Here is a 23,188-nt window from a genome sequence, read left to right on the forward strand (position 1 = left end):
GGAAAGGTGTAATCTGCGCACTAACAAGGGTCGTCATGACGGACGTAATAGCGTCCATCCGAACAGTTGAGAGGGGACCCTCATGATCCAGCACATCATCACACGTCGCAATTTGCTTGTTGCCAGCTCGATGGCCGCCATGGTCGCAGCCGCTCCCGCCCACGCGCAGGAACTTGAAGATGACGACTTCATGCTGCGCGTTGCTCCCGAGCGCGCCTCGGTGGTCAACACGCCGCAGACCCTGCGCATCGAGACGCCGCCAATCGAAGCACCCGTGGTCGTGCCGGGTGTGAAGGACCCCAATTTACCCGGGCCCGACGGCGTACTCGACCAGTCGGGTGTCAACGGCATCGGCCAGATGTTCGTGTCCAGTGGCAGCGGTGGGTTCGGTCTGTGCACCGGCAGTCTCGTCAACCACCGGATGGTCATTTTCGCAGCACACTGCGTCAATAGCCGTGCGGCGGACGAATATGGCGCAGCCACCGGAGGAACACCGATTGCTTTCGGGTTCGAGGACGACAACTCGACCGCAGTCGGTACGTGGTCGGGCAACAACTTCCAGACCAACGAAGCCCGCTCGGTGTATAATGTCGAGCATGTCTGGTACGATACACGCTCGCTCGATGGCGACAGTCGCGGCTTCCTGCAGGCCGATGTTGCGATCGCGACTCTCGATACTCCGGCGTTCGACATTCCCAAATGGGCGCTGCTGTTCAGCCCGCTGGATGGGCAAGAGCACGTCACTGTTACGGGTTACGGCCGTTCGGGCACCGGCGCGACGGGCGACAGTCAGGGCATCGACTGGCGACGCCGCGCGGGCGAGAATCTGGTTTCGTGGCTCGGCTCGCTCGACAACCGCAACACGGGTCTAGGCTTCTTTTCTGCCGGAACGCTCCCGCAGAACCTCTACTGGGTCAGCCAGACCTGCGAAGCAGGCAACACCGATCCGCAATGCGCCGACGATTACGGCATATTCGGTAGTGACGATGTCGCGCAGCCCTTTGAGTCGGTAACCGCTGGTGGCGATTCCGGAGGGCCGCTGATCGTCGACCAGAAATGGGCCACGCCGGTGATTGCCGGTGTTCTGTCCGGCGGCACCAATATCGACGGTGACAGCCGGCGCAGCGACTTCGGCGACATCAGCTTTTACCAGCCGCTGCACGTGTTTTGGGACGTGATCGTGCCGAACAACCCGCTGGTCTACGCTTCCGCAAAAGCGGGCGAAGGGCGCTGGGCGCAGGGCAGCCACTGGGTCCAGCAACTTGATCCCGCCTATATGGTGGAGCGCAACGGCAATCTGGTGAACGGTGTTCCGTCCACGCGCGGGGCTGGCATCACCGGTGCGGGTGCCGCGTGGGGCGATATCTGTGACACCGGCGGCACATGTTCGACCTTCGATTCCGCGGCGGTTGTCGAAACCAATTTCCCCTATCTTCGGATACCGGGAGGCCCGCGCAGCAGCGGTTTCGTACCGAACAACATCACCGCCGATCCCGCTAACGGAATCGCGCCGAAATATTACTCGGTCATCCTCGACAAGGACGGGCGGACCAATCTGCTGATCGACGTGGAAATCGATACCTTCGACATCCGGGGGAATGCCGAACTGTTCGTGCGGCCCAGCGGGTCGCTAAGCGTGCTGGGCGATTTCGTGCAGATGGGCGGCAATGTCATCAATACGGGCGGGATCACGGCGAACGATATCCTGTTCGGTGCCGGACTGGTGACAGGGCGCGGGCGCTTTACTGCTGATTTTTCGACCGTCGCCACGGCGGTACTGGCACCTGGCGGAATATCGCCGGACAGCAACACAGCCTCCAATACTCTGTATGCTGAATTCCTGTTCGACGGGAATTTGATCATGACGTCCGGGAGCACGTTTCTGGTAGATGTGAACGATACGCTGAACGATTCGCTGCGTGTTTTTGGCCAAGCGTCCCTGTCCAGTGCCACATCGGCTGGCGGTGTGCTGACCCTACGCAACCCTTCAGCTGCTGCCGCGCCGCGCGCTGGCCAAGAGTTTACGATCATTCGTGCAACCGGCGGAATCGAAGGGCAATTCCAGTCGATCGACAATCGGCTCGGAAGCCTTCAAGCACAGGTGATTTATGGCACCAGCAGAGTCTTCGTCAGGCTGCGGGGGGGCAGCCTGTCTGGGCATCTCGATCTGGCGGCAGATTATATTGCGCCGCAAGATTTCGCTGTTGCCAACGCCTTTGCAGAAGGGCTCGATGACCTGCGCGAGGCGGGGCATTACGAGACGTTGTACAATCTGTTTGGTTCGATCGACGTGATGGATCCCTACACTTTGGCAGGCACGCTTTCGAGCCTTGCCCCGAGCTTTAACAGCGAGGGATCGACGATGCAGGAGCGTCAGAGCCGTGCATTGACGCTGGGCGTGACGGATCGTCTGTCGCTGATGGGCAATGCTGCTGGCGGATCGCTTTCGATCACCGGTACGCCGCGTGCTGCGATCAACGGTTCGTATGAGAGCGCGTCGGTGGGCACCCGCCTGGGTGTTGCGGGGCTCGCTCCGTCGAACCAGGCGCAGCTGGCTCTGCCTGAAGGCGTGACCGGCTTTGTCACCGGCGGCGTGATTTCCTCGGCGAACAGCTTCGGAGTGAACGAGAGCGCAGCTGACGGTCAGCGTTCCAGCTATTTCGGCATGGGTATCGAGCATGAGATGGCCGATGATCTGCATGTCGGTGTGGCCTTTGGCCGGGCATCGGGCCGCAGCAATATCGGCGGTGACTTTGCCGATAGCGAGCTGAACCAGGTGGCAGGTTATGCTTCCTATCAGCTGGGCGGCGGCGCCTATGTCGGCGCAGTCGGCACGCTGGAAATGGCCGAGCTGGAAACCACGCGTTCCGGCTTTGACGGGTCCAACAGCTATCAGCTGCTGGGTGCGTCCGAGATGACCAAGCTGACGGCGATGGCCGAGGCAGGCGTGAATGTCGGCCTCAGCAAGGGCCTGACGCTGACCCCGCGCGTGCAGATGGCGTATTCCAACACGCGTCTGAGCGGCTTTAACGAGCTGGGCGGCGAGACGGCGCTGCAGATCGATGATCTTCAGTCCGAGCAGCTGGAAGCACGCTTTGGTGCGAAACTGGCGGGTCACCAGGGCGTGACGGGCAAGTGGAGCATCATCCCGCAGGTCCAGGCGGATTATGTCCGCGTGGTTGACGGCAGCGACGATGGTCTGACGGTCCGGTTCGCCGGTGCGAGCGATGTTCCGATCGCTCTTCCGTTCGCTGGCGGTGACACCAGCTGGGGCGAAGTGCGCGGCGGCGTTCAGCTGACCAACGGCACAGTCCAGTTCGGTGCGAGCTTCGAGACGGCCATCGGCCGCGAAGCCTACCGCGACGACCGCGCCATGGCGGACTTCACCGTCCGGTTCTAAGCGACACGCAACCGCGCTTCTTTATCGGAGCCAAAAAAAGGGGCCGCAGAGAAATCTGCGGCCCCTTTTTGCTGTGCGCGGTGTGCGTAAAATCAGCCGCAGCGCACGCGGATAATCAAACCGTTCTCGTCGGTCATGATGTTCACCCGGTCGGTGCGGTAATCCATCGTGGCGGCATCTTGTGGAGCCAGCACGCGGAAGGATTTGCTCCCGCTCTTCTCCACGATCTCCTTGACCATGGCATCGCTCGCCTCTTTGCCCACATAGCCGCCGACAGCCTCTTCCTGACAGAAGTTCACGCTATCGAGAAACTTGCGTTCTTCGTCGGTATATTCGCGCTGGCCAGAGGGGGCGTCCGATGATGCGGTGTCTTCCACGACGGTCTCCTGTCCTGCGTCCGCTGGCTCGGCCTCCTCATCCGCATAGGTCGAGCAGGCGACGAGGGGAATGGCAGCGATCAGGGTCAGAATGCGTTTCATGCAAGCAACACTAGCGCAAGCTGGCCTTCGCGCCAATGAACGGCGGGCACTATCGTTGCGGCGCTGATATCGAGGGGAAAAAATGGCTGGGGTGGCAGGGATCGAACCTGCGAATGCCGATACCAAAAACCGGTGCCTTACCACTTGGCCACACCCCAGCACTGGCGCGCTCTATAGCGGGCCTGACGCGGAAGGGAAGGGTGGTTTTCAAGCAAGTGCGCAGTAGTGTCGCGTCCATGACCAATCTCGCAACTGCCCGCACCATTCTGGACACGCTGGTCGCTTTCGACACAACCAGCCACCGTAGCAATCTGGCGATGATTGAATGGGTGGAGGATTATCTCGCGCAGCATGGCATTGCGTCCGAGCGGGTAGCGAATGCGGAGGGGACGAAAGCCAATTTGTTCGCAACTTGCGGGCCAGCTGTGGAAGGCGGCGTGATCCTTTCCGGTCACAGCGATGTGGTGCCAGTGGAAGGGCAGGACTGGAGCGCAGACCCGTGGACTGCGCGCGAAGTGGTTGCCAAGGGTGGCAAGCGCCTGATCGGGCGCGGTGTCACCGATATGAAGGGCTTCATCGCGCTGGCGCTAGCCTTTGTGCCGCGCTTCGCCGCCGGGAAACTGCCAGTGCATCTGGCAATCAGCTATGACGAGGAGGTGGGCTGTCAGGGCGCGCCTGCCATGATCGCACGGATGGCCCAGACCATCCCTCCGCCGCGCCTCGCTATTGTCGGGGAACCTAGCCTGATGCGGGTGGTGACGGGGCACAAGGGCATTGCGGTTCATGAGGTCACCGTGCGCGGGCACGAGGCGCATAGTTCGCTTACCGGCCACGGCGTCTCGGCCAATATGGTCGCGATCGAGCTGATGCATGAACTCGCCGTTCTGGCGGAAGAATTGCGCGCACGGGCCGACCCGGACAATGGCTTCGACCCGCCCGAGGCGACGCTGACGGTCGGTGTGATGGAGGGCGGTGAGGCAGCCAATATTCTGGCTGGCCATGCCCGCTTCGTGTTCGATCTGCGCTGCCCGCCGAATGAGGATCCGGATGCTATTCTGGCCCCGTTTATTGCCCGATGCGGAGAAGTGGATTCCCAGCTGAAGGCGCGCTTCCCGCATTGCGGCGTGACGATTGAACGTCACGCCGGAACCGCGCCGATGACGCCGCAGGGCAGCGAGGATGCAGTCGCCTTCGTACGCCGCCTGACCGGCGAGAACACCGCTCCGCTGCAAGTCGCCTATGCGGCCGAAGGAGGGCAATTCCAGCAGGCCGGTTTCCCGACCGTGATCTGCGGCCCCGGCAGCATCGAGCAGGCGCACCAGCCGGACGAATGGATTGCACTCGACCAGTTAGAGGCTGGCGCGCGCTTTATGGAGCGGCTTGCGGAAGAGCTGACCTAAACCTTCTTGCCCTCGAAATCGGCCGCCGAATGCCGGTTGGGCACCTGCGTATCTTCATCGCCCCAGGTCTTGTTGACCATCATCGCGCGGCGCACGGCCACGCGCTCGCCGATTTCCTTCGCCCAGCGACCGACATGCTCATATTCGTCGATGCTCAGGAAGGTTTTCGCATCGTTGTAAATCACGCCCTTGGTAAAGGGGGCCATCCACGGCCACGCAGCCATATCGGCGATGGTATATTCCTCGCCGCTCAGGAACTGCGTCTGGGCAAGCCGCTGGTCGGCGACATCGAACAGGCGCTTGGTTTCCATCGCATAGCGATTGATCGGGTATTCGAATTTCTCCGGCGCGTAAGCGTAGAAATGGCCGAAGCCGCCGCCGATGAAGGGTGCGCTGCCGATCTGCCAAAACAGCCAGCTGAGCATTTCCGCACGCGCGGGGCCCTTGGCCTGAAAGCGATCGAATTTCTCCGCCATATGCATCAGGATCGCGCCGCTTTCGAAAACCCGCACAGGCTCGGGCCCGGACAGGTCGAGCAGAGCGGGGATTTTCGAATTGGGGTTCACGCCGACGAAGCCGCTGGTGAACTGCTCCTGCTCGCCGATATTGATGACCCACGCATCATAATCGAGGTCGTGGCCTTCCTCGATCAGCTCTTCGAAGATGATGTTCGCCTTCACCCCGTTGGGCGTGGCGAGTGAATAGAGCTGATAGGGATGGTCCCCGCGCGGCAGCTCCTTCTCCTCGCGCGCACCGGCTGTCGGGCGATTGATCGCGGCGAACCGGCCCCCGTTTTCGGTGTCATGCTTCCAGACGGCGGGCGGTGTATATTCGGTCATGTCAGAGGGGCCTTCCTGTTGCTTCCTACCCAACGCTTTTCGGCGCAATTGGGTCCGTGGTTACGGAACCGGATCATGCTGTGCGCAGTTTATGGTGTCATGCAAGGGCCGCCGACCAAACTGATCTATGTCGATGACAGTCTGCCGGGCATCACTCGCAAGGGGGCAGGGCGCGGCTGGGCCTATTACGATGCAAAGGGGCAGCTGATCCGCGACCGGGCTGAGAAGCGCCGTTTGAATGAAATTGCCCTGCCGCCAGCCTATGTCGATGCGTGGTTTTGCCCTGCGCCTAATGGCCACATTCTGGCGACCGGTTATGATGCGAAGGGCCGCAAGCAATATCGTTACCACCCCGAATTTCGCACCCGACAGGAAAGCGAGAAATTCGATGGCTGCATCGCCTTTGGCAATCTGTTGCCGCTGGTTCGCCGCCGGGTGGAGGACGATCTGCGTGGGCGCATACTGAACCGCGAGCGCGCCGTCGCTAGTGTTGTCCGTCTGCTCGATCTGGGTGCGGTGCGGATCGGCAATGAAGGCTATGCCCAGCGCAATAACAGTTTCGGCGCGACCACCCTGCGGCAGCGCCACGCCGAGATTACCGGCAAGACCCTACGCCTGCGCTATCGCGGAAAGGGCGGCAAGGATCGGGAAGTCACGGTCAGCGATGCGCGGCTTTCCACCATGGTGCAGCGGATGCAGGACCTGCCGGGCCAGCACCTGTTCCAGTATGTCGATGACGATGACCAGCATCATGCGGTCACTTCGTCCGACGTAAACACTTACCTGCGCGAGACGATGGGTGAGGATTTCAGCGCGAAACATTTTCGCACATGGCACGCCAGCGCGTTTGCTTACGAGACGCTGGCCCATGCGGATGAACGGGTGACCATCAAGGCGCTGACCGAAGGCGTGGCGCAGATGTTGGGCAATACGCCCGCAATTGCGCGCAAAAGCTACATTCACCCTGCGTTGTTCGAAACGCTGGAAGACCAGGAGGTTTGGCGCGAGAGCCTGCGTCTGCCGCGCGCGACCCGGTGGCTTACCCGCGAGGAGCGGGGACTGCTGGCTCTGCTGGAGCAGGCGCCCAACGCGTCCGAATTGCTGGCAGCCTGACAAACGGCTAGGGCCGAAGCACACAGGATTTCAGGAGCGCCCAGCTTGGTGACCGAGACACAATCGCACGCCTTCTTCGACATGCACAATCACGGTTTTGTGCGCGTTGCGACCAGCACGCCGTGCGTGCGGACGGCGGATGTCGCCTTTAATATGGCGGCAATTATCGAGCAGGCCGAGGCTGCGCATGAGCAGCATGTCGATCTGCTGGTCTATCCCGAACTGTGCGTCACATCCTATGCGGTGGACGATCTGCATCTGCAGCAGACATTGCTGGATGCGGCAGAGGCTGCGGTGGCGGAAATCGTCGCGGCGTCGGAGAAACTGCATCCCGTTCTGATCATCGGCGCGGCTTTGCGGCGCAAGGGGCGGATATACAATTGCGCGCTGGCCATTGCGCATGGCCGCCTGCTGGGCGTGGTGCCCAAAAGCTTCCTGCCCAATTACCGCGAGTTTTACGAGAAGCGCTACTTCGCACGCGGGCACAATATTCAGGGGCTGGAGATTACCCTCAACGGGCAGGACGTGCCCTTCGGCACCGATCTGGTGTTTGCAGCGGAGAACCTCCCCGGCTTCACCTTCGGGCTGGAGATTTGCGAGGATTTCTGGGCGCCGCAGCCGCCGGGCACTCTGGCTGCGCTCGCCGGGGCCACGATCCTGTGCAACCTCTCGGCCAGCCCGATCACCATCGGGCGCAGCGATGACCGGCATTTGCTGTGCCGCGCCAGCTCCAACCGCTCGATTTGCGCCTACGCCTATTCGGCCAGCGGCCACGGCGAAAGCACCACCGATCTGGCGTGGGACGGGCAGGGCATGGTCTATGAAATGGGCGAGCTGATGATCGAAAGCACCCGCTTCGATCTCGATGCCGAACTGTGCGTAACCGACATCGACACCCAGCGCATCCTGTCCGAACGCATGCGCAACGGCACCTTTAACGACGGCGCGGAATATGCCGGGCGGCCGGACGAATATTTCCGCCGCATCGAATTTACCCACCGCTATCAGGGCGGCGATATCGGCCTGCGCCGCGCCGTGCGGCGCTTCCCGTTTGTGCCCAACCGGCCGGAGAAGTTGGACGAGGATTGCTACGAGGCGTTCAACATTCAGGTCGATGGCCTGATGCGGCGGATGCAGGCAACCAATCCCAAATCGCTGGTGATCGGCATTTCCGGCGGGCTCGACAGCACGCAGGCGCTGCTGGTGGCGGCCAAAGCGTGCGACAAGCTGGGCCTGCCGCGCACCACCATTCGCGGCTACACCATGCCCGGCTTCGGGACGTCGGACGGCACCAAGTCCAATGCGTGGAATCTGATGGAGGCGACCGGCATCACGGCCGAAGAAATCGACATCCGCCCGACCGCCAAGCTCATGCTTGAGAATATCGGCCATGCTTTTGCGAATGGAGAGCCGGTTTACGACACCACTTTCGAGAACGTGCAGGCTGGCCTGCGCACAGATTACCTGTTCCGTCTGGCCGGGCAGCACAGCGGCTTTGTGGTCGGGACCGGCGATCTGTCGGAACTGGCGCTGGGCTGGTGCACCTATGGTGTGGGTGACCAGATGAGTCATTACGGCGTCAATTCCGGCGTGCCCAAGACACTGATCCAGTATCTGATCCGCTGGGCCGAACGAACCGGGCAATTCGACGCCGGATGCAACGAAGCGCTGGATGCGGTGCTCGATACGGAAATCAGCCCGGAACTGGTGCCGGAAAACGAAGACGGCGAAATCCAGAGCACCGAAAGCCTGATAGGCCCGTACGAGCTCAACGACTTCTTCCTCCACCACATTTTGCGCTACGGCCAGCGGCCCAGCCACGTGGCGTTTCTGGCGCTGCATGCGTGGAAAGATGCGAGCGCGGGCGTGTGGCCGATGGAGTTTCCGGAAGACCGCCGCAACGAATATGATCTGGCAACTATTCGCGCGTGGCTGGAGAAATTCCTCTGGCGCTTCTTCCAGTTCAGCCAGTTCAAACGCAGCGCGATGCCCAACGGCCCCAAAGTCACCAGCGGCGGCGCGCTGTCACCACGCGGCGACTGGCGGGCACCGAGTGATGCAGTGGCAGGCGTGTGGCTGGATGAGCTGAAAGCGAAGGTGCCGGAGTAACACTTAGGATCGGACTGTCAGCTAGCGACCCAATAGCGCATAACAATTATCCGAAGGCTGGGCCGACGTAATCAACTCGTCCTGTGGCCGGCATATAGCGCAAAATTTCAGCGTCAGGCATTGCTTCGTGTGTCAGCGATACCGGCTTTTCAACCACTGTTCCCAGCAGAGTCATAAAATTGATAAGTGATGGGAGCGATCCCGCGTTCATATCCCGAGGGTCAATGTCGAACTCGATCTGGTCTTCTGAGAAAAAATGACACTTGATCCGGCCGTTTCCGAAATCGAGATACAAATCCGAACGATCTTCATCAGGTCCAAGGTTAAATAACCTCGAAATATCCTGTGGCATCTCGGCTAATTTGCTTCCGGCATAATATTCGAAGGAAGGCATGTTTTTTCTGACGGCGTCAATCACTGCTTGCCATTCAACCAGTGTAACCTCGTTTATAAGGATATCGCGGTAACTTCCGTCAGGTTCAAAATCGCCTGATATCTCATTCCATTCCATTTCAGAACTTTGACCCAATACGAACTGGGTCGCAACGTCCATCTCGGACGATCGTAGATATGGACAGGGCGTCTGCGCCGCGTAGGGGCTAGCCTTGTTGGAAAGCCAAGCCCCCGGCGATGCTTTTTGATTCAAGGGACAGTCGGATCAACCCGCCAACGCCACCGCCTTTTCTTTCGCCTCGGCGATTTTCTCCTCGCCGCCTTCGCCCATGATGCCGTCGGCGGCGATGTGGCTCACGTCGGTGATGCCGAGAAAGCCGAGGAAGAATTTCAGCCAGCTGCTCATGAAATCCATGTCGCTGCCCACGGCCGTGCCGCCACTGGCGATGGCGAGATAGGCGGTTTTGCCTTCCAGCTTACCCTTCGGTCCGGTGGGCGTGTACTCGAACGTCGTCCCGGCGCGCGCAACCAGATCGGCCCATGCTTTGACTACTGCGGGCGGGCCGAAATTGTAGATCGGCACACTGAACACGATGGTGTCGGCGGCTTGCAATTCTCCGATCAGCGTGTCGGCAATAGCGGCCAGTTCGGTCTGTTCGGGGGAGCGCTCCGCGTGGGGCGCGAGATTGGCGGCGAAGCGGTCCGCATCCACAAACGGGATATCATTGGCCGACAGGTCGCGGGTGACGACTTGTGCGTCTTGCTTTGCCGTCAGGCTGTCCACGATGCGCTGGCCCAGATCGTTGCTGACGGACTCGCTGCCGCGAATGCTGGAAGTGATGTGCAGAATATTGGTCATAGGAATTCTCCTTCTATTTTCTCCTCCCCCTTGAGGGGGGAGGCAGGGTGGGGGTGTTCGGCGGCAATTCAACGTGGAACCCCCACCCCCGACCCCTCCCCAGGGGGAGGGGAGATTATTAGGCTGCATCAACGAGGACGAGTTCACTGTCCTCCAACGCGGTCACAGTGATTTTGGCCATGTCGGTGATGGCCACGCCGTCGCGCGCTTCGGCTTCCACATCTTCGACCCGCACCTTTCCGGTGGCGGGCACCAGATAGAGATGCCGAGAGGCGTCGCGCGGAGTGTAGGTCACGCTCTCGCCCGCCTTCACAGTTGCGCCGAGGACTTCGGCATCGGTGCGGATCGGCAGAGCGCCGTCGTCATCATTGGCCGCACCGCTGGCGAGGGCGACCCATTGCCCGGCGCGGTCGCCTTTGGGGAAGGGCCGTGCGCCCCAGCCAGGTGTGCCGCCGCGCTGCGACGGAATGATCCAGATCTGGAAGATCTGCGTGTCCTCGCCCTCATGATTGTATTCCGAGTGCTGCACACCGTCGCCAGCGCTCATTACCTGTACGTCGCCCGCTTCGGTGCGGCCTTCATTGCCCATGCTGTCGCGGTGGGTGATGGCGCCTTTGCGGACATAGGTGATGATTTCCATGTCCTGATGCGGATGGGTGGGGAAGCCGGTGCCCGGTGCAATCGTATCGTCGTTCCAGACGCGCAGGGAGCCCCAATTGACCCGTGCCGGATCGTGATATCCGGCGAAGGAAAAGTGGTGACGCGCATCCAGCCAGCCGTGATTGGCAGAGCCGAGCGTGTTGAAAGGGCGCAATTCGATCATGTCTGTTCTCCTGTCGGGAGTGGGTGTGAGACGGAAATAGGCATTGCAGATTGAAAGGATAAGTGAGATAAAAACTATTAAAATGTTCGGATAATCGGAATATATGGAAAAGCCCTATGCAGCTTGCCGACCCCACACTCGATCAACTGCGCATCTTTCTGGCGGTCGAGGAGGAAGGCAGCTTTGGCGGCGCGGCGCGGCGTATGGGGCGGGCGGTATCCGCCATCAGCTACGGAATCGCGCAGATGGAGGCGCAACTGGGCGTCACGCTGTTCGCACGCGAAGGCTCGCGCAAGCCGGTGCTGACCGAGGAGGGGAAGGGCCTGCTGGCCGAAGCGCGCGCGGTGGCCGACCGTGCCGATGCGCTGCTGGCCAAGACCCGCAGCTTGCACGCCGGGCTGGAGAGCGATGTGTCTCTGGTCCTCGACGTAATGGTGCCGGGCGAGGCAACGGCGGCCGTGCTGCGCGATTTCCGTGCGAAGTTTCCCACCGTCGCGCTCCGCTTGCAGGTCGAGGGGCTGGGTGCGGTGGCCGCCTGCCTGCTCGAGCGGTCCTCCGTGCTGGGTGTCGGCGGGCCGGTGGTGGGCGACCATCCGGAACTGGAGCGGCAGGACATTGGCTCAACCGAGCTTGTCCCCCTTGCTGCGCCGGACCATCCGCTTGCACAGGAGGGTGTGGAGCCCGGCGAGAGCCGCAAGCACTTGCAGCTCGTCCTCGCCGACCGATCGGACCTGACACAGGGCCGCGAATTCTCGGTACTCAGCCCGCTGACCTGGCGGCTGGGCGATCTGGGCGCGAAGCATGCGCTGCTGAAAGAGGGCCTCGGCTGGGGCAATATGCCCCGCCCGATGGTGGCGGGCGATCTTGCAAGCGGCGCGCTGGTCCCACTCGACCTGCCGGAAAAGCCCGGCACCACCTACCGCTTCAGCGCCCTGTGGCGGCGTGACACGAAGCCCGGTCCGGCGACAAGCTGGCTGATCGACGCGCTGCGGGAGCGGTTGACGGAGTGTCCGGACTAGGGGCCGAACACCACCGGCTCGTCGCCCGGCTGCCAGACGGCATATTTCGCCATTACGCTCTGGAACAGATCGGAGGCCAGATGATCCTCCAGCCATTGCTGCACATGCGGGATCGGCTGGGCATCGAACCAGTCGCGATCCGTATTGGCGAACTGGCGGATGAAGGGGAACAGGGCGATGTCGGTGAAGCCGCGTTGCTCGCCGCCAATATGCGGTTGTCGGGACAGGAGCCCGTCGAGATCGCTCAATATGGCAAGCCCTTCGCCGCGATGATCAACCTTGCTGTAATCCGGCTCGTCTGCGTAGCGATTGGGGTATTTGTAGCGGTCGAGGTGGTGTTTGAACGCGCCGTCGAACAGCTTGATAAGGCCTGCATTCTCGCGTGCCAGCCAGCCTTCCGGGTCATTGCGCCCCAGCGCCCAGCGCATGATGTCGAGGCTTTCTTCCAGCACTGTGCCATCGGGCCTTTGCAGCACCGGGACGGTCGCTTTGGGGCTGGCCTCGCGCAGCGCATCGGGTTTGTTGGCCAGCTTCACCTCGCGCAGGTTCACCGCGTTCCCGCTGATCCACAGCGCCATGCGCGCGCGCATCGCGTAGGGGCAGCGGCGGAAGCTGTAGAGGACGGGGAGGGTGGGTGCGAGGTCGCTCATCAGAATTTCGGCCCCCACTCGGCTTCCCAGTCCCCGCCGTCTTTCAATTCCTTCTCCGGCAGCGTCGCACCGACATGAGCGACCCCGCGCTTGGCGGCGAGCTCTTCCTGCCGCTGGCGTTCGGCATAGCGGGCGCGCTGTTCGTCCGTCCGCTCGGTGATACACTCTGCGCAGCCTACGCCTTCGACATAGTCGGGATGCTGGCGCGCCTTCTCGTCGAGCGGGCGGCGGCAGGCGCGGCACAGGGCGTGGGTGCCGGTCTCAAGGCCGTGTTTCACCGTCACCCGCTCGTCGAAGACGAAGCATTCGCCTTCCCACAGGCTTTCATCTTCGGGCACGGTTTCGAGATATTTGAGGATCCCGCCCTTCAGATGGACGACATCCTCCACCCCTTCGCCGCGCAGGAAACTGGTCGATTTTTCGCACCGTATGCCGCCGGTGCAATACATGGCGACGCGCGGGGTCTTGCCCTGGCCGAGCAATTCGTCGCGGCGATCGCGGAACCACGCCGGGAAGTCGCGGAACGTCTCGGTCTTTGGGTCGATCGCCCCTTTGAACTGGCCCGCTGCAACCTCGTAATCATTGCGGGTGTCGATCAGGATGGTGTCGGGATCGGCGACCACCTCGTTCCACTCATGCGGAGAGACATAGCGTCCGACGCTGGCGGTGGGATCGACCGAGGGCTGGCCCATGGTGACGATCTCTTTCTTCAGCCGCACCTTCATCCGGTAAAACGGCATCTCGGCGGCGCGGGAGGTTTTCAGCTCGAGTTCGGCGCAACCGGGCAGGGCGCGGATGTGGGCGAGTACTGCCTCGACCGCGCTGTCCGGCCCGGCAATCGTCCCGTTGATGCCCTCGGGCGCGAGCAGGATGGTGCCTTTAACGCCCGCCTCATTGCACGCCGCCAGCAATGGCTCGCGCAGGGCAGCGGGATCGGGGAAGGGCGTGAAGCGGTAGAGCGCCGCTACTTGGATGGGGAGATCAGTCGGGGAGGCAGACATAGACCTCACTCAGCAGAAGCGTCGTGCGCTTCGAGTCTGGTTTCTCAAGTTGGTCAACACGCAAGGTCCCATCCGATACCGCGCCTCCAATTGGTTTGCAGGCCTTTTTCGCCATGCGCATCAGTTTGATTTGCGCCGACGCGTGGGCTCGCCCGCTGTTTTTGCGGATGATTTCGGTGCTCACTTTTACTCTGTTGGAATCCAGCCATTCGACGGGCTCGAAAGCACCGGGCGCAGCCATCAGGAAGAAGAGTAAAGCCGAGATCATAACTTCGTCACCCAGCCGTAGCTGTCCTTCGCTTCGCCCTTCTGGATCGCCACCAGCCGCTCGCGCAATTTGGTGGTCAGCTGGCCGGGGCCGCCGGTGCCGATGGTGAAGTCTCCATCGGGGCCAGTGACCGTGCCCACGGAGGTGACGACGGCGGCAGTGCCGCAGGCCATCGTTTCGGTCAGGCGGCCCATGGTCGCATCGGCGCGCCATTGGTCGATGGAGTAGGGTTCTTCGCGCACTTGCAGGCCTTCTTCGCGGATCAGCTGGATCAGGCTGTCGCGGGTGATGCCGGGCAGGATCGTGCCGGTCAGCGGCGGGGTGACCACGCTGCCGTCGTCGAACACGAAGAACAGATTCATTCCGCCCAGTTCCTCGATCCACTTGCGCTCGACCGCATCGAGAAACACGACCTGATCGCAACCATTTGCGGTGGCCTCTGCCTGCGGGACCAGCGACGCGGCGTAATTGCCACCGGTCTTAGCCGCGCCCGTGCCGCCGGGGGCAGCGCGGACATAGTCGCGGCTAACCCAGATTTTCACTGCCGGAGCGCCGGATTTGAAATAGCCGCCAACGGGGCAGGCGATCAGGATATATTTGTACTGCGTCGCCGGGCGCACACCCAGAAACGCTTCGGAAGCGAACATGAAGGGCCGCAGATAAAGCGCGCCGCCTTCGATGGTGGGCACCCAATCCTTGTCCGCCGCAACCAGCTGGCGGATCGATTCCATGAACAATTCTTCAGGCAATTCGGGCATTGCCATGCGCCGGGCGCTGGCGTTGAAGCGGGCCGCATTCGCCTCGGGACGGAACAGCGAGAGGGTGTCGTCCTCCTGCTTGTAGGCTTTCATCCCCTCGAACACTTCCTGTGCATAGTGCAGCACCGAGGCGGCGGGATCGAGGCTGATCGGCTCACGCGGGCCAATGCTGGCCTGATGCCAGCCGCCTTTGGCCGCGTCGTAATCGATTACCACCATATGGTCGGTGAAATGCTTGCCGAAACCGGGATCGGTAAGGATCTGCGCGCGCGCATCGGTGCCCAGCGGCGAGGGGTGGGAAGTGTGCTTGAATTCCATAGTGCGCGGTTACTGGCAGGGAAGGTTTGAGGCAAGGTAACCAAGGGCGGGTTTTTTAGGTGTTGTTTGTTGAGACCCTGCGGGCGAGGCGTTTTTGTTGGGACCCTGCGGGCGGAGTGCATCCGCACTCTTTGCTTCGCCGCATAAGCGGCGGCGCGCGGTCGCGCGCTGTCGTCGCCTATCGGCGCCGATACCATCGCCCAAACGCTCCAATTGTGACTAATTTCGGTCGCGACCAGTGACCGACAAAGGCCGACCGGCCGCCCGCAGCGACGCGACCTTCAGGTCGCATGAGCGAGGAGATCGCGCCCCGGATGGGGTGCGGAAAACAAAATGAATAGGGCGGCGCCTGCCTAAGCAGGACACCGCCCCAAAACATGGTCAGCGACGATGAAACGCCGCTCACAAAGCCTTACTCGGCAAAGAGATGTTACCGAATATGCTCCGTACGGGATTTCACCGACCTCGCTATTGAACCATGAGACATCGGATCACCTCCTTTCAGCTATTTAAGCAAGACCCCAACCGTTTCACCGGGGGCCGAGCAGGGCGTTCTTCGCCGAACTCAATAAGGAATGTGATTCCAAACGGGCGGGAAGACAAGAGCCAATTTCAGCTTTCCCCAAATAGCTCAGCGGCAATCCTCGATTACGCGCGTCACTTCGGCCCATGCCGGGATGTACAGTGTCTCCAGTCCCGATGTCTCCACCGCGAACCGGCCCCGGCTAAACGCCATCGCGTCCAGCAGGCGGTCGCTGGCGTTGAGATCGACGGTCAGGGTCGCTTGCCCGTTTGTGGCGGGGGTGGCGGTGAGCATGCGCTGGGCGGTTTCCGTGCGGATGCGCATGGGGACGGCATTGCTGGCAGAGCCCGCGCGCACCAGCCGTACGGTGCGGGAATTCTTGTTGCACTCCATGCCGAAGCGCGCGCCCTGACCGGGCTGGCCGAACAGAGCATAGCTGCTGGCCGCGCCGTCGCGGTAGGTCCAGTTGCCTGCGCTGGCCGGGGCATCCAGCCAATTGTCGTATTCCGGCGCGGGAGGCGGGGGCGCCGGAGCAACCGTCACCGGAGGCGGTGCAGGTGGCGGGGGCGGCGTAGGCTCGGGCGCGGGCGGCGTGCAGCAGGCCACGGCCAGACTGGCGAGCAGGATCGCTCCGCGCGCAGCGCGATTGTGGTGGTGCGGTCGGTTCTGGAACTTGGGAATAGTCGACATGGCGCACTCATGCGCGCTAACGGACCCCCGTGTCCATGGAGAAAAAGCCCAAGCGAGCGAAACAGCGCGTTGACCAGTTGCTGGTCGCACGCGGCCTCGCCCCCAGCCGCACTCGGGCGCAGGCGTTGGTGATGGCAGGCACGGTTTTTTCCGGCGAAACCAAAGTGCTGAAGCCGGGTCAGGCTCTGGCAGAGGACGCGCCGCTGGAGGTGCGCGGGCGCGATCACCCGTGGGTCGGGCGCGGCGGGATCAAGCTCGCCCATGCGATCGAGCATTTCGGGCTCGATCCCTCCGGCGTCACAGCGATGGATATCGGCAGCTCCACCGGCGGGTTTACCGATGTGCTGCTAAGCAAGGGCGCGGCGCATGTCTTTGCGGTGGATTCGGGCACCAACCAGCTCGCCTGGAAATTGCGGCAGGACGAGCGCGTGACAGTGCTGGAGCAGACCAGCGCGCGCATCCTGACGGCCGACCAGATCGATCGCCCGTGCAGCTGGGTGGTATGCGATGCCAGCTTTATCAGTCTCGCCAAGGTGCTGGAGCGTCCGTTCGAACTCGCCGCATCCGAGGCCCGTGTGGTCGCGCTGATCAAGCCGCAATTCGAGGTGGGCCGCGAGGAAGTCGGCAAAGGCGGTGTGGTGCGCGATCCCGCCCTGCATGCCCGCGTTTGCGAGGAAGTGCGCATCTGGCTGGAGAGCGGCGGCTGGGCCATTCAGGGCATTTTAGAAAGCCCGATCAAGGGGCCGGAGGGGAATGTGGAGTTTCTAGTTTCCGCCTATCGGGGATTGGCTCATCCGCGAATGGACAGCGGAGCACCTGCCAGCGCCTGATTTGCATCCATTTACAGGACAGCGGCTGTGCGCGTCTTGCGTGTTGCCCCGCCAATGGGCACACCGCTCCGGTCGCGAATCGCATACCCTGATGCTGGGCCAAAATATTGGGAGAACGCATGACAGGTTTGGCTTCACGTGGGCAGTTGCGCGCCAGTATCATTCGCTGGTCGCTGTTCACCATCCCCGCCTGCGTTCTGCTCGGCTTTGTCGCGGGCTCGCTGTTCTCGTCCGGCCCCGACAATCCGTGGTTTGCCATGCTGGAAAAACCGGCGATATATCCACCGCCTGCACTGTTCGGCATCGTCTGGACAATCCTCTACATCATGATGGGCTTTGCCCTCGCGCTGGTCTGCGCTGCGTGGGGCGCGCGCGGGCGGACACTCGCGATTGTGCTGTTCGCGGTGCAATTTGTGATCAATCTGGCATGGACGCCGACCTTCTTCGGCGCGCAGGAGATTACCCTTGCGCTGGTGGTGATCGGCGCGCTGAATATTGCGCTGATCGCGACGATCGTGGCCTTCTGGCGGGTGCGCACTCTGGCAGGCATTCTGCTGCTGCCTTATCTGGCGTGGGTCCTGTTCGCGACGCTGCTCAATTATGAATTTCTGGCCGCGAACCCGAATTACGACGCCGCGATCCCCAGCTCGGCAGTCGAGCGGATCGAGTTGTAGGGGTTGTGAATTAGGCAAACCGCCGCCACATAACTTTCCATGCAAAGCCAGAACCCCATGATCGCCGATTTCGTGAAGCTGATGAACGGTGCCGCCGGCACGTTTGCAGGCATGACCCGCGAGGCGCGCGAGAGCGCCCGTGAGCGGGTGAAGGAAACCGTTGGCGGACTGGATTTTGTCGCGCGCGAAGAATTCGACGCGGTCAAGGCGATGGCTGCCAAGGCCCGCGAAGAAAATGAGGCGCTGGCCAAGCGGATCGAAGCGCTGGAAGCCAAGATCAAGTAGTTCGAGAGGCACGCGCCGATGGATTTGCGCGCGCCAGCCCTACTTTTGTCTACCCGTGCGCATGGCGAGACAGCTGTGATCGCGCGGCTGTTTACCGAGCATTTTGGAATGATCGCCGCCTATGTCGCGGGCGGGCGGGGGCGCGTGCTGCGGCCAGTGGTCATTCCCGGCAATCTGGTGGAAGCGCAATTGCGCGCGAAGTCGGACAGCCAATTGCCCTTTGCAAAGCTGGAACTCCTTGAGAGCCGCGGGCCCTGGCTCAGCGAGCCGCTGCCTGCCGCCGCAATTCAGTGGGTCACCGCACTGACTGCCAGTGCCTTGTCAGAACGCACCCAATATCCATCGCTTTTCAACGCTTTGCAGGGCGTTCTTTCCGCCATTTGCCAGGCACCGAGTGCGCGGGGCTGGGCGCGGGGGCTGCTGGTGTATGAGGCGCTGCTATTGCGCGAACTGGGCTATGGCGGCATGCGACCGGAGGCGGAGAGCCTAGCCGATATTGTCGCCGCGATGGAAAAACTGGAGGCGCCGATCGCGCAGTATTTGCTACCCGACCGGCCCGGCCAGATTCGCGGCCAGACCATGGCCGCCCGCGCGCAATTGATCGAGCGGCTGCGCAAAATACTATAACTACACAGGCATAACCTTCGATGAAAATTGCAGTCCTCGCCGGCGACGGTATCGGCCCCGAAGTGACCAGCGAGGCTGTGCGCGTGCTGGACTCGATGGACCTGCCGGGTCTGACGTTGTTCACTGGCGATGTCGGCGCGGCAGCTTACCGCGCACATGGCCATCCGCTGCCGCCCGAAACGCTGACTATGGCGCGCGAAGCCGATGCTGTTTTGTTCGGAGCGGTGGGCGATCCGTCTTGCGATGACCTGCCGCGCCACTTGCGGCCGGAACAAGCTGTGTTGGGTTTGCGGGCTGAGCTGGGGCTGTTTGCCAATCTGCGCCCCGCCTCCATGCTGCCCGGTCTGGAAGATGCCAGCGCTTTGCGTCCGGAAATCGCGCGGGAAATCGACATGCTGATCATTCGCGAGCTGAACGGCGATGTCTATTTCGGCGAGAAGGGCACGCGCACGCTGGGAAGCGGCGAGCGCGAGGGCTGGGACCGGATGGCTTACTCCGAGAATGAAGTCCGCCGCATCGCGCATGTCGCCTTCCGCGCCGCGCAGGGTCGCAGTGGGCGGCTGACCAGCGTGGACAAGGCCAATGTGCTGGAGACCAGCCAGCTGTGGCGCGATGTGGTGGTGGAGGTCGCGGCCGAGTATCCCGATGTCGCGCTCGATCATCTCTATGTCGACAATGCCGCGATGCAGATGGTCCGCGCGCCGGGCCAGTTCGACACGATTGTGACGGGCAATTTGTTCGGCGATATTCTGTCCGATCAGGCGAGCATGTGCGTCGGCTCTATCGGTCTGCTGCCCAGTGCCTCGCTGGGCGAGCGGCAGAGCGCGCATGGCACGTTTGGCCTGTACGAACCGATCCATGGCAGCGCGCCCGATATCGCCGGGCAGGGGCGGGCCAATCCGCTGGCCGCCATTTTCTCTGCCGCGATGATGCTACGCCATTCCTTCGGTCGCGAGGACGATGCGCGGCGGATCGAGGATGCGGTCAAGGCGGCGCTGGCAGGCGGCACACGGGGCTTCGATCTGGGCGGCAGCATGGGCACGCGGGAATTGGCTGACGCGGTGCTTGCCGAAATGTAAATCCTCCCCGGAACGGGGAGGGGGACTGTCTAGAGACGGTGGAGGGGCACCCGCAATATGTTACTACCGCCCGAATGACGACGCGCGTGCCCCTCCACCATCCTGCGGCCAAGGCCTTGAATGGTCCCCCTCCCCCGATGGGGGAGGATTGATGCCGACACTCGCCATAATCCTTCCCACTTTGAACGAGGCTGAGAATATCGCGCCTCTGGTGGCGCGGCTCGACGCGGCGCTGGGGGCGGTCGATTGGGAAGCCATCGTGGTCGACGATGACAGCGCGGATGGCACCGCCGATGCCGCGCGGCTGCTCGCCCGGGACGATCCGCGCATTCGCGTTATCCAGCGGATCGGGCGTCGCGGATTGGCCTCGGCAGTGGTGGAGGGCGCCTGCGCCACGGCGGCGGAGTTCGTGGCGGTGATGGATGCCGATCTCCAGCATGATCCAGCGCTGCTGCCTGCCATGCTCGGCGCGGTGCAAGGCGGCGAAGCAGACGTCGCGCTGGCTTCCCGCTTTGTTGATGGGGCGAGTGCGGAGGGGCTGGACGGTGCGCGCCGCGAAACAGCCTCGCGCTTCGCCAACCGGCTGGCGCGCGGGCTCACAGGCGCAAAGCTGACCGACCCGATGAGCGGCTATTTCCTTATGCAGACTTCGACCTTGCGCGATCTCGCCCCGCGCCTGTCGGGCATCGGGTTCAAAATCCTGCTCGATATTCTCGGCGCCGCAAAGGGACAGCTGGTGGTGCGCGAATTTCCACTGCAATTTGCTCCGCGCCAGAGCGGGCACAGCAAGCTCGACACGGCAATCGCGTTTGAATTTCTGGTCGGCCTGTATGACCGGCTGCTGGGCCGCATCGTGCCCACCCGCTTTGCCCTGTTCGCCACCGTGGGCGCGCTGGGTGTGGGCGTGCATATGGCGGTGCTGGCGCTGCTTTATCTGACGCTCGGGAGCGGATTTGTGCCAGCGCAGGCGGCGGCGACTTTCGCGGCGATGAGCTTCAATTTCTGGCTCAACAACCAGTTGACCTATGCCGACCAGCGACTGCACGGAGCGGGCCGGATGCTGCGCGGCTGGCTGGGCTTTTGCGCGACCTGCGCGGTGGGCGCGCTGGCCAATGTCGCGTTGGCCGGATGGCTGGAGGGGCGCGGGGTGTATTGGGCGCTGGCGGCAGGCGCGGGGATCGTGATCGGCGCGGTGTGGAATTATGCTCTGTCCAGCCGTTTTGTCTGGGGGCGGTATTAACTTGCCATCACACCCATGACGGCAGCCACGCATAGGGCGCGAAACCGCTTGGCCCGTCCAACGGCGCGGCGCTGAGGATCGGGTAGAACCACGCAAACACAGCGAGGCTGGCGGCGACCAAGGCCACCATCGGCCAGCGCAGGCCGCGCTGCCACAGAGCATCCAGCGCCAGCGCCAGAGCGCCAAGCAGGAAGCAGCTGGCGGCGAAATAGTGGTAGTAGAACTGCACCGGCTTGGGCGCGATCACCCAGAAGGCCATGGCCGCTGCGAACAGCACCAGCACCGCCAGCGCGTCCCTCCGCCGATGCGAAAAGGCCGCCCAGCCGCACCAGACGAGAGCGGGCAATCCCGCCAGCATCGTCACCGGATTGCCGACCAGCATCACCCCGCGCTGCACGCCGTCCACCGGCTCGTAGAAATACCAGATGGGCCGGATGTTGAGCAGCCATTCATGCCACACGCTCTGATAGGTGTGCGCTTCCTTCACGCTCTGCTGCATCGCTAGCATGCGGTGCTGCAGATCCCACAGGCCGCCGCTATCGAAGGGGGAGGGCACAGCCCACAGCGCAGGCAGGAAGGTAAGGGCGTAGACCGCCAGCGGAACCACGCCGAGCCAGACAAACGCCTCCAGAAGGGTCATCCCCGGCACCGGCGCGCCGCGGCGGCTGAGCAGCAAGCGCCTGCGCCCGGCTGTCAGACGCGCGGCGAGGAAGACCAGCCCGAACAGCGGAGCAAAAGGGATCATCGTCCATTTGGTGGCGAGCGCAGCGCCGATCGCCACCCCGCATATTGCCAGCCGCCAGCGGCCTGTCTCCGGCTCGCGCACAGCGCCCGCCGCCTGCCACAGGGCGACGCTGAGAAAAGCGATGAACAGCCCGTCGAGGATCGCGATGCGGGCATGGACGAACAGATGGAAGCCGGTGGCGAGCAGCAGGGCGTAGGCGAGGGTGGCGGCCCGCCGCTCGCTCGCAAACCACAGCGCGCGGGTGAAGGCGAACAGGGCCAAAGTGCCTGCAAACGCGCTGGGCAGCCGCCAGCCCAGCGGCCCGTCCCCCAGCAGCGCGATGCTCGCGGCCAGGATCAGCTTGCCGAGCGGCGGATGCTCGGCATTGGGCCACCCCTCCAGATCGAGCAGGATCCGCGCGGCGGGCACATAATGGATTTCGTCGAAATACAGCCCCGGCGGTGTCGTCAGCCGCCACAGGGTCAGGGCGAAGAATGCGGCGCAAAGGGCGAGGGTGGGGCCCAGTGGGTCCCGTGGTTTGGGCTGGGGGTGATATGCCGGGGCCGTCATGGGCGCAGGCTTACCAGCACCGCCTTTCCCCGCAACCGCCTATCGCGGCAATACTGCGCTCAAAATCTGCCCGAATTACCCGGCCTCTTGCCCCTCACGCGCGCGTTCTAGCGTGAAGAGGCGCGCCACCATGGGAAGCAGGCCGATTGAGGCCGTGGTCGCAACCAACACGGCCCAGAGCGGGATGTTCATCCCCACCGCGCGGGCTCGCGGGGCGATAAAGATGAAGGCAATGACGACCGCCAGCAGCAGATCCCACCAGACCTGCACCCCCACCAGATTGGCGGTGTGGTTGGTCCAGAACATCATGATGCCGTCGCGCGCCACGGAGAGCAGAGAGAAGGCCGTGAATGCTGCAAACAGCGCCCAAGCGATCACGGGAGACCCGATCCGCGTGCGCCGGACCACGGCGTAAACGAGCGCGGCAATGGCGGCGGCGTAACACAGGACGACAATACTCTGGATGGCGGTCATGGAGGTTCTCCGACTCGGATGTAGCAAGTGCTACACTTGTAGC

At 62.7% G+C, this 23,188-nt stretch carries 23 protein-coding genes and 1 tRNA gene; 11 read left to right on the forward strand and 13 right to left on the reverse strand.

The genetic code is table 11. From position 1 onward, the window contains the following. The first annotated feature begins 82 nt into the window (after positions 1–82). Positions 83–3,400, forward strand: coding sequence for an autotransporter domain-containing protein (locus tag ACFCW2_RS10230; protein ID WP_379546160.1), 3,318 nt, complete (start codon positions 83–85; stop codon positions 3,398–3,400). Positions 3,401–3,492: 92 nt separating this feature from the next. On the opposite strand, the gene ACFCW2_RS10235 is transcribed toward ACFCW2_RS10230, so the two are convergent. Next, complete coding sequence (locus tag ACFCW2_RS10235) at positions 3,493–3,879, reverse strand: I78 family peptidase inhibitor (RefSeq protein WP_379546162.1); 387 nt, start codon at positions 3,877–3,879, stop codon at positions 3,493–3,495. Between the two features lie 83 nt (positions 3,880–3,962). Next, positions 3,963–4,037, reverse strand: a tRNA-Gln gene (locus tag ACFCW2_RS10240). Positions 4,038–4,115: 78 nt separating this feature from the next. Between ACFCW2_RS10240 and argE the strand changes: the two genes are divergently transcribed. Further along, positions 4,116–5,279, forward strand: coding sequence for an acetylornithine deacetylase (gene argE / locus ACFCW2_RS10245; protein WP_379546164.1), 1,164 nt, complete (start codon positions 4,116–4,118; stop codon positions 5,277–5,279). On the opposite strand, the gene yghU is transcribed toward argE, so the two are convergent. Next, complete coding sequence (gene yghU / locus ACFCW2_RS10250) at positions 5,276–6,118, reverse strand: glutathione-dependent disulfide-bond oxidoreductase (protein WP_379546166.1); 843 nt, start codon at positions 6,116–6,118, stop codon at positions 5,276–5,278. The two genes, argE and yghU, sit on opposite strands and share 4 nt — an antisense overlap. A 75-nt stretch (positions 6,119–6,193) precedes the next feature. Here yghU and ACFCW2_RS10255 point away from each other — a divergent pair, with 75 nt between their 5' ends. Continuing rightward, positions 6,194–7,231: a DNA topoisomerase IB gene (locus tag ACFCW2_RS10255; protein WP_379546168.1), complete on the forward strand. Its 1,038-nt coding sequence runs from the start codon at positions 6,194–6,196 to the stop codon at positions 7,229–7,231. Positions 7,232–7,312: 81 nt separating this feature from the next. Next, complete coding sequence (locus tag ACFCW2_RS10260; protein WP_379548970.1) at positions 7,313–9,340, forward strand: NAD(+) synthase; 2,028 nt, start codon at positions 7,313–7,315, stop codon at positions 9,338–9,340. 46 nt (positions 9,341–9,386) lie between these two features. Here ACFCW2_RS10260 and ACFCW2_RS10265 read toward each other — a convergent pair whose 3' ends face one another. From ACFCW2_RS10265 to ACFCW2_RS10275, 3 genes are all read right to left on the reverse strand, one after another. After that, on the reverse strand, positions 9,387–9,893 hold the full coding sequence (locus ACFCW2_RS10265) for a hypothetical protein (RefSeq protein WP_379546170.1): 507 nt from the start codon (positions 9,891–9,893) through the stop codon (positions 9,387–9,389). Positions 9,894–9,998: 105 nt separating this feature from the next. Next, complete coding sequence (locus ACFCW2_RS10270) at positions 9,999–10,592, reverse strand: FMN-dependent NADH-azoreductase (protein WP_379546172.1); 594 nt, start codon at positions 10,590–10,592, stop codon at positions 9,999–10,001. 118 nt (positions 10,593–10,710) lie between these two features. Next, positions 10,711–11,415 (reverse strand): pirin family protein, encoded by a 705-nt coding sequence (locus ACFCW2_RS10275; protein ID WP_379546174.1) that lies wholly within the window; start codon positions 11,413–11,415, stop codon positions 10,711–10,713. 116 nt (positions 11,416–11,531) lie between these two features. Here ACFCW2_RS10275 and ACFCW2_RS10280 point away from each other — a divergent pair, with 116 nt between their 5' ends. Then, the gene (locus ACFCW2_RS10280) at positions 11,532–12,434 is read left to right on the forward strand and encodes a LysR family transcriptional regulator (protein ID WP_379546176.1); all 903 of its coding nucleotides are present in this window, start codon (positions 11,532–11,534) and stop codon (positions 12,432–12,434) included. Here ACFCW2_RS10280 and ACFCW2_RS10285 read toward each other — a convergent pair. From ACFCW2_RS10285 to ACFCW2_RS10305, 5 genes are all read right to left on the reverse strand, one after another. Further along, entirely contained in the window at positions 12,431–13,084 is a 654-nt protein-coding gene (locus ACFCW2_RS10285; protein WP_379546178.1) for a glutathione S-transferase, read from the reverse strand. The two genes, ACFCW2_RS10280 and ACFCW2_RS10285, sit on opposite strands and share 4 nt — an antisense overlap. Then, complete coding sequence (locus tag ACFCW2_RS10290; RefSeq protein ID WP_379546180.1) at positions 13,084–14,085, reverse strand: rhodanese-related sulfurtransferase; 1,002 nt, start codon at positions 14,083–14,085, stop codon at positions 13,084–13,086. Before ACFCW2_RS10290 ends, ACFCW2_RS10285 begins: the two co-directional genes overlap by 1 nt. Beyond that, entirely contained in the window at positions 14,066–14,353 is a 288-nt protein-coding gene (locus ACFCW2_RS10295; protein ID WP_379546181.1) for a hypothetical protein, read from the reverse strand. Before ACFCW2_RS10295 ends, ACFCW2_RS10290 begins: the two co-directional genes overlap by 20 nt. Beyond that, positions 14,350–15,429, reverse strand: coding sequence for a branched-chain amino acid aminotransferase (locus ACFCW2_RS10300; protein ID WP_379546183.1), 1,080 nt, complete (start codon positions 15,427–15,429; stop codon positions 14,350–14,352). Before ACFCW2_RS10300 ends, ACFCW2_RS10295 begins: the two co-directional genes overlap by 4 nt. Positions 15,430–16,060: 631 nt before the next feature. Then, positions 16,061–16,642 (reverse strand): hypothetical protein, encoded by a 582-nt coding sequence (locus ACFCW2_RS10305; RefSeq protein WP_379546184.1) that lies wholly within the window; start codon positions 16,640–16,642, stop codon positions 16,061–16,063. 35 nt (positions 16,643–16,677) lie between these two features. Here ACFCW2_RS10305 and ACFCW2_RS10310 point away from each other — a divergent pair, with 35 nt between their 5' ends. From ACFCW2_RS10310 to ACFCW2_RS10335, 6 genes are all read left to right on the forward strand, one after another. Next, positions 16,678–17,472, forward strand: coding sequence for a TlyA family RNA methyltransferase (locus ACFCW2_RS10310; RefSeq protein ID WP_379546185.1), 795 nt, complete (start codon positions 16,678–16,680; stop codon positions 17,470–17,472). Between the two features lie 119 nt (positions 17,473–17,591). After that, complete coding sequence (locus tag ACFCW2_RS10315; protein WP_379546186.1) at positions 17,592–18,146, forward strand: TspO/MBR family protein; 555 nt, start codon at positions 17,592–17,594, stop codon at positions 18,144–18,146. Positions 18,147–18,185: 39 nt separating this feature from the next. Further along, positions 18,186–18,431 (forward strand): accessory factor UbiK family protein, encoded by a 246-nt coding sequence (locus ACFCW2_RS10320; protein WP_379546187.1) that lies wholly within the window; start codon positions 18,186–18,188, stop codon positions 18,429–18,431. Positions 18,432–18,449: 18 nt separating this feature from the next. Beyond that, complete coding sequence (gene recO, locus ACFCW2_RS10325) at positions 18,450–19,058, forward strand: DNA repair protein RecO (RefSeq protein WP_379546189.1); 609 nt, start codon at positions 18,450–18,452, stop codon at positions 19,056–19,058. 20 nt (positions 19,059–19,078) lie between these two features. Continuing rightward, positions 19,079–20,137, forward strand: a complete 1,059-nt coding sequence (gene leuB, locus ACFCW2_RS10330; protein ID WP_379546190.1) for a 3-isopropylmalate dehydrogenase — start codon at positions 19,079–19,081, stop codon at positions 20,135–20,137. Between the two features lie 151 nt (positions 20,138–20,288). Then, positions 20,289–21,377, forward strand: coding sequence for a glycosyltransferase (locus ACFCW2_RS10335; protein ID WP_379546191.1), 1,089 nt, complete (start codon positions 20,289–20,291; stop codon positions 21,375–21,377). Positions 21,378–21,384: 7 nt separating this feature from the next. Here ACFCW2_RS10335 and ACFCW2_RS10340 read toward each other — a convergent pair whose 3' ends face one another. Beyond that, entirely contained in the window at positions 21,385–22,671 is a 1,287-nt protein-coding gene (locus ACFCW2_RS10340) for a glycosyltransferase family 39 protein (protein WP_379546192.1), read from the reverse strand. 75 nt (positions 22,672–22,746) lie between these two features. Next, positions 22,747–23,145, reverse strand: a complete 399-nt coding sequence (locus ACFCW2_RS10345) for a hypothetical protein (protein ID WP_379546193.1) — start codon at positions 23,143–23,145, stop codon at positions 22,747–22,749. Positions 23,146–23,188: the final 43 nt, after the last annotated feature.

Source organism: Qipengyuania algicola, from assembly GCF_042492175.1.
In the GTDB taxonomy this organism is placed as follows: Bacteria; Pseudomonadota; Alphaproteobacteria; order Sphingomonadales; family Sphingomonadaceae; genus CAJXSN01.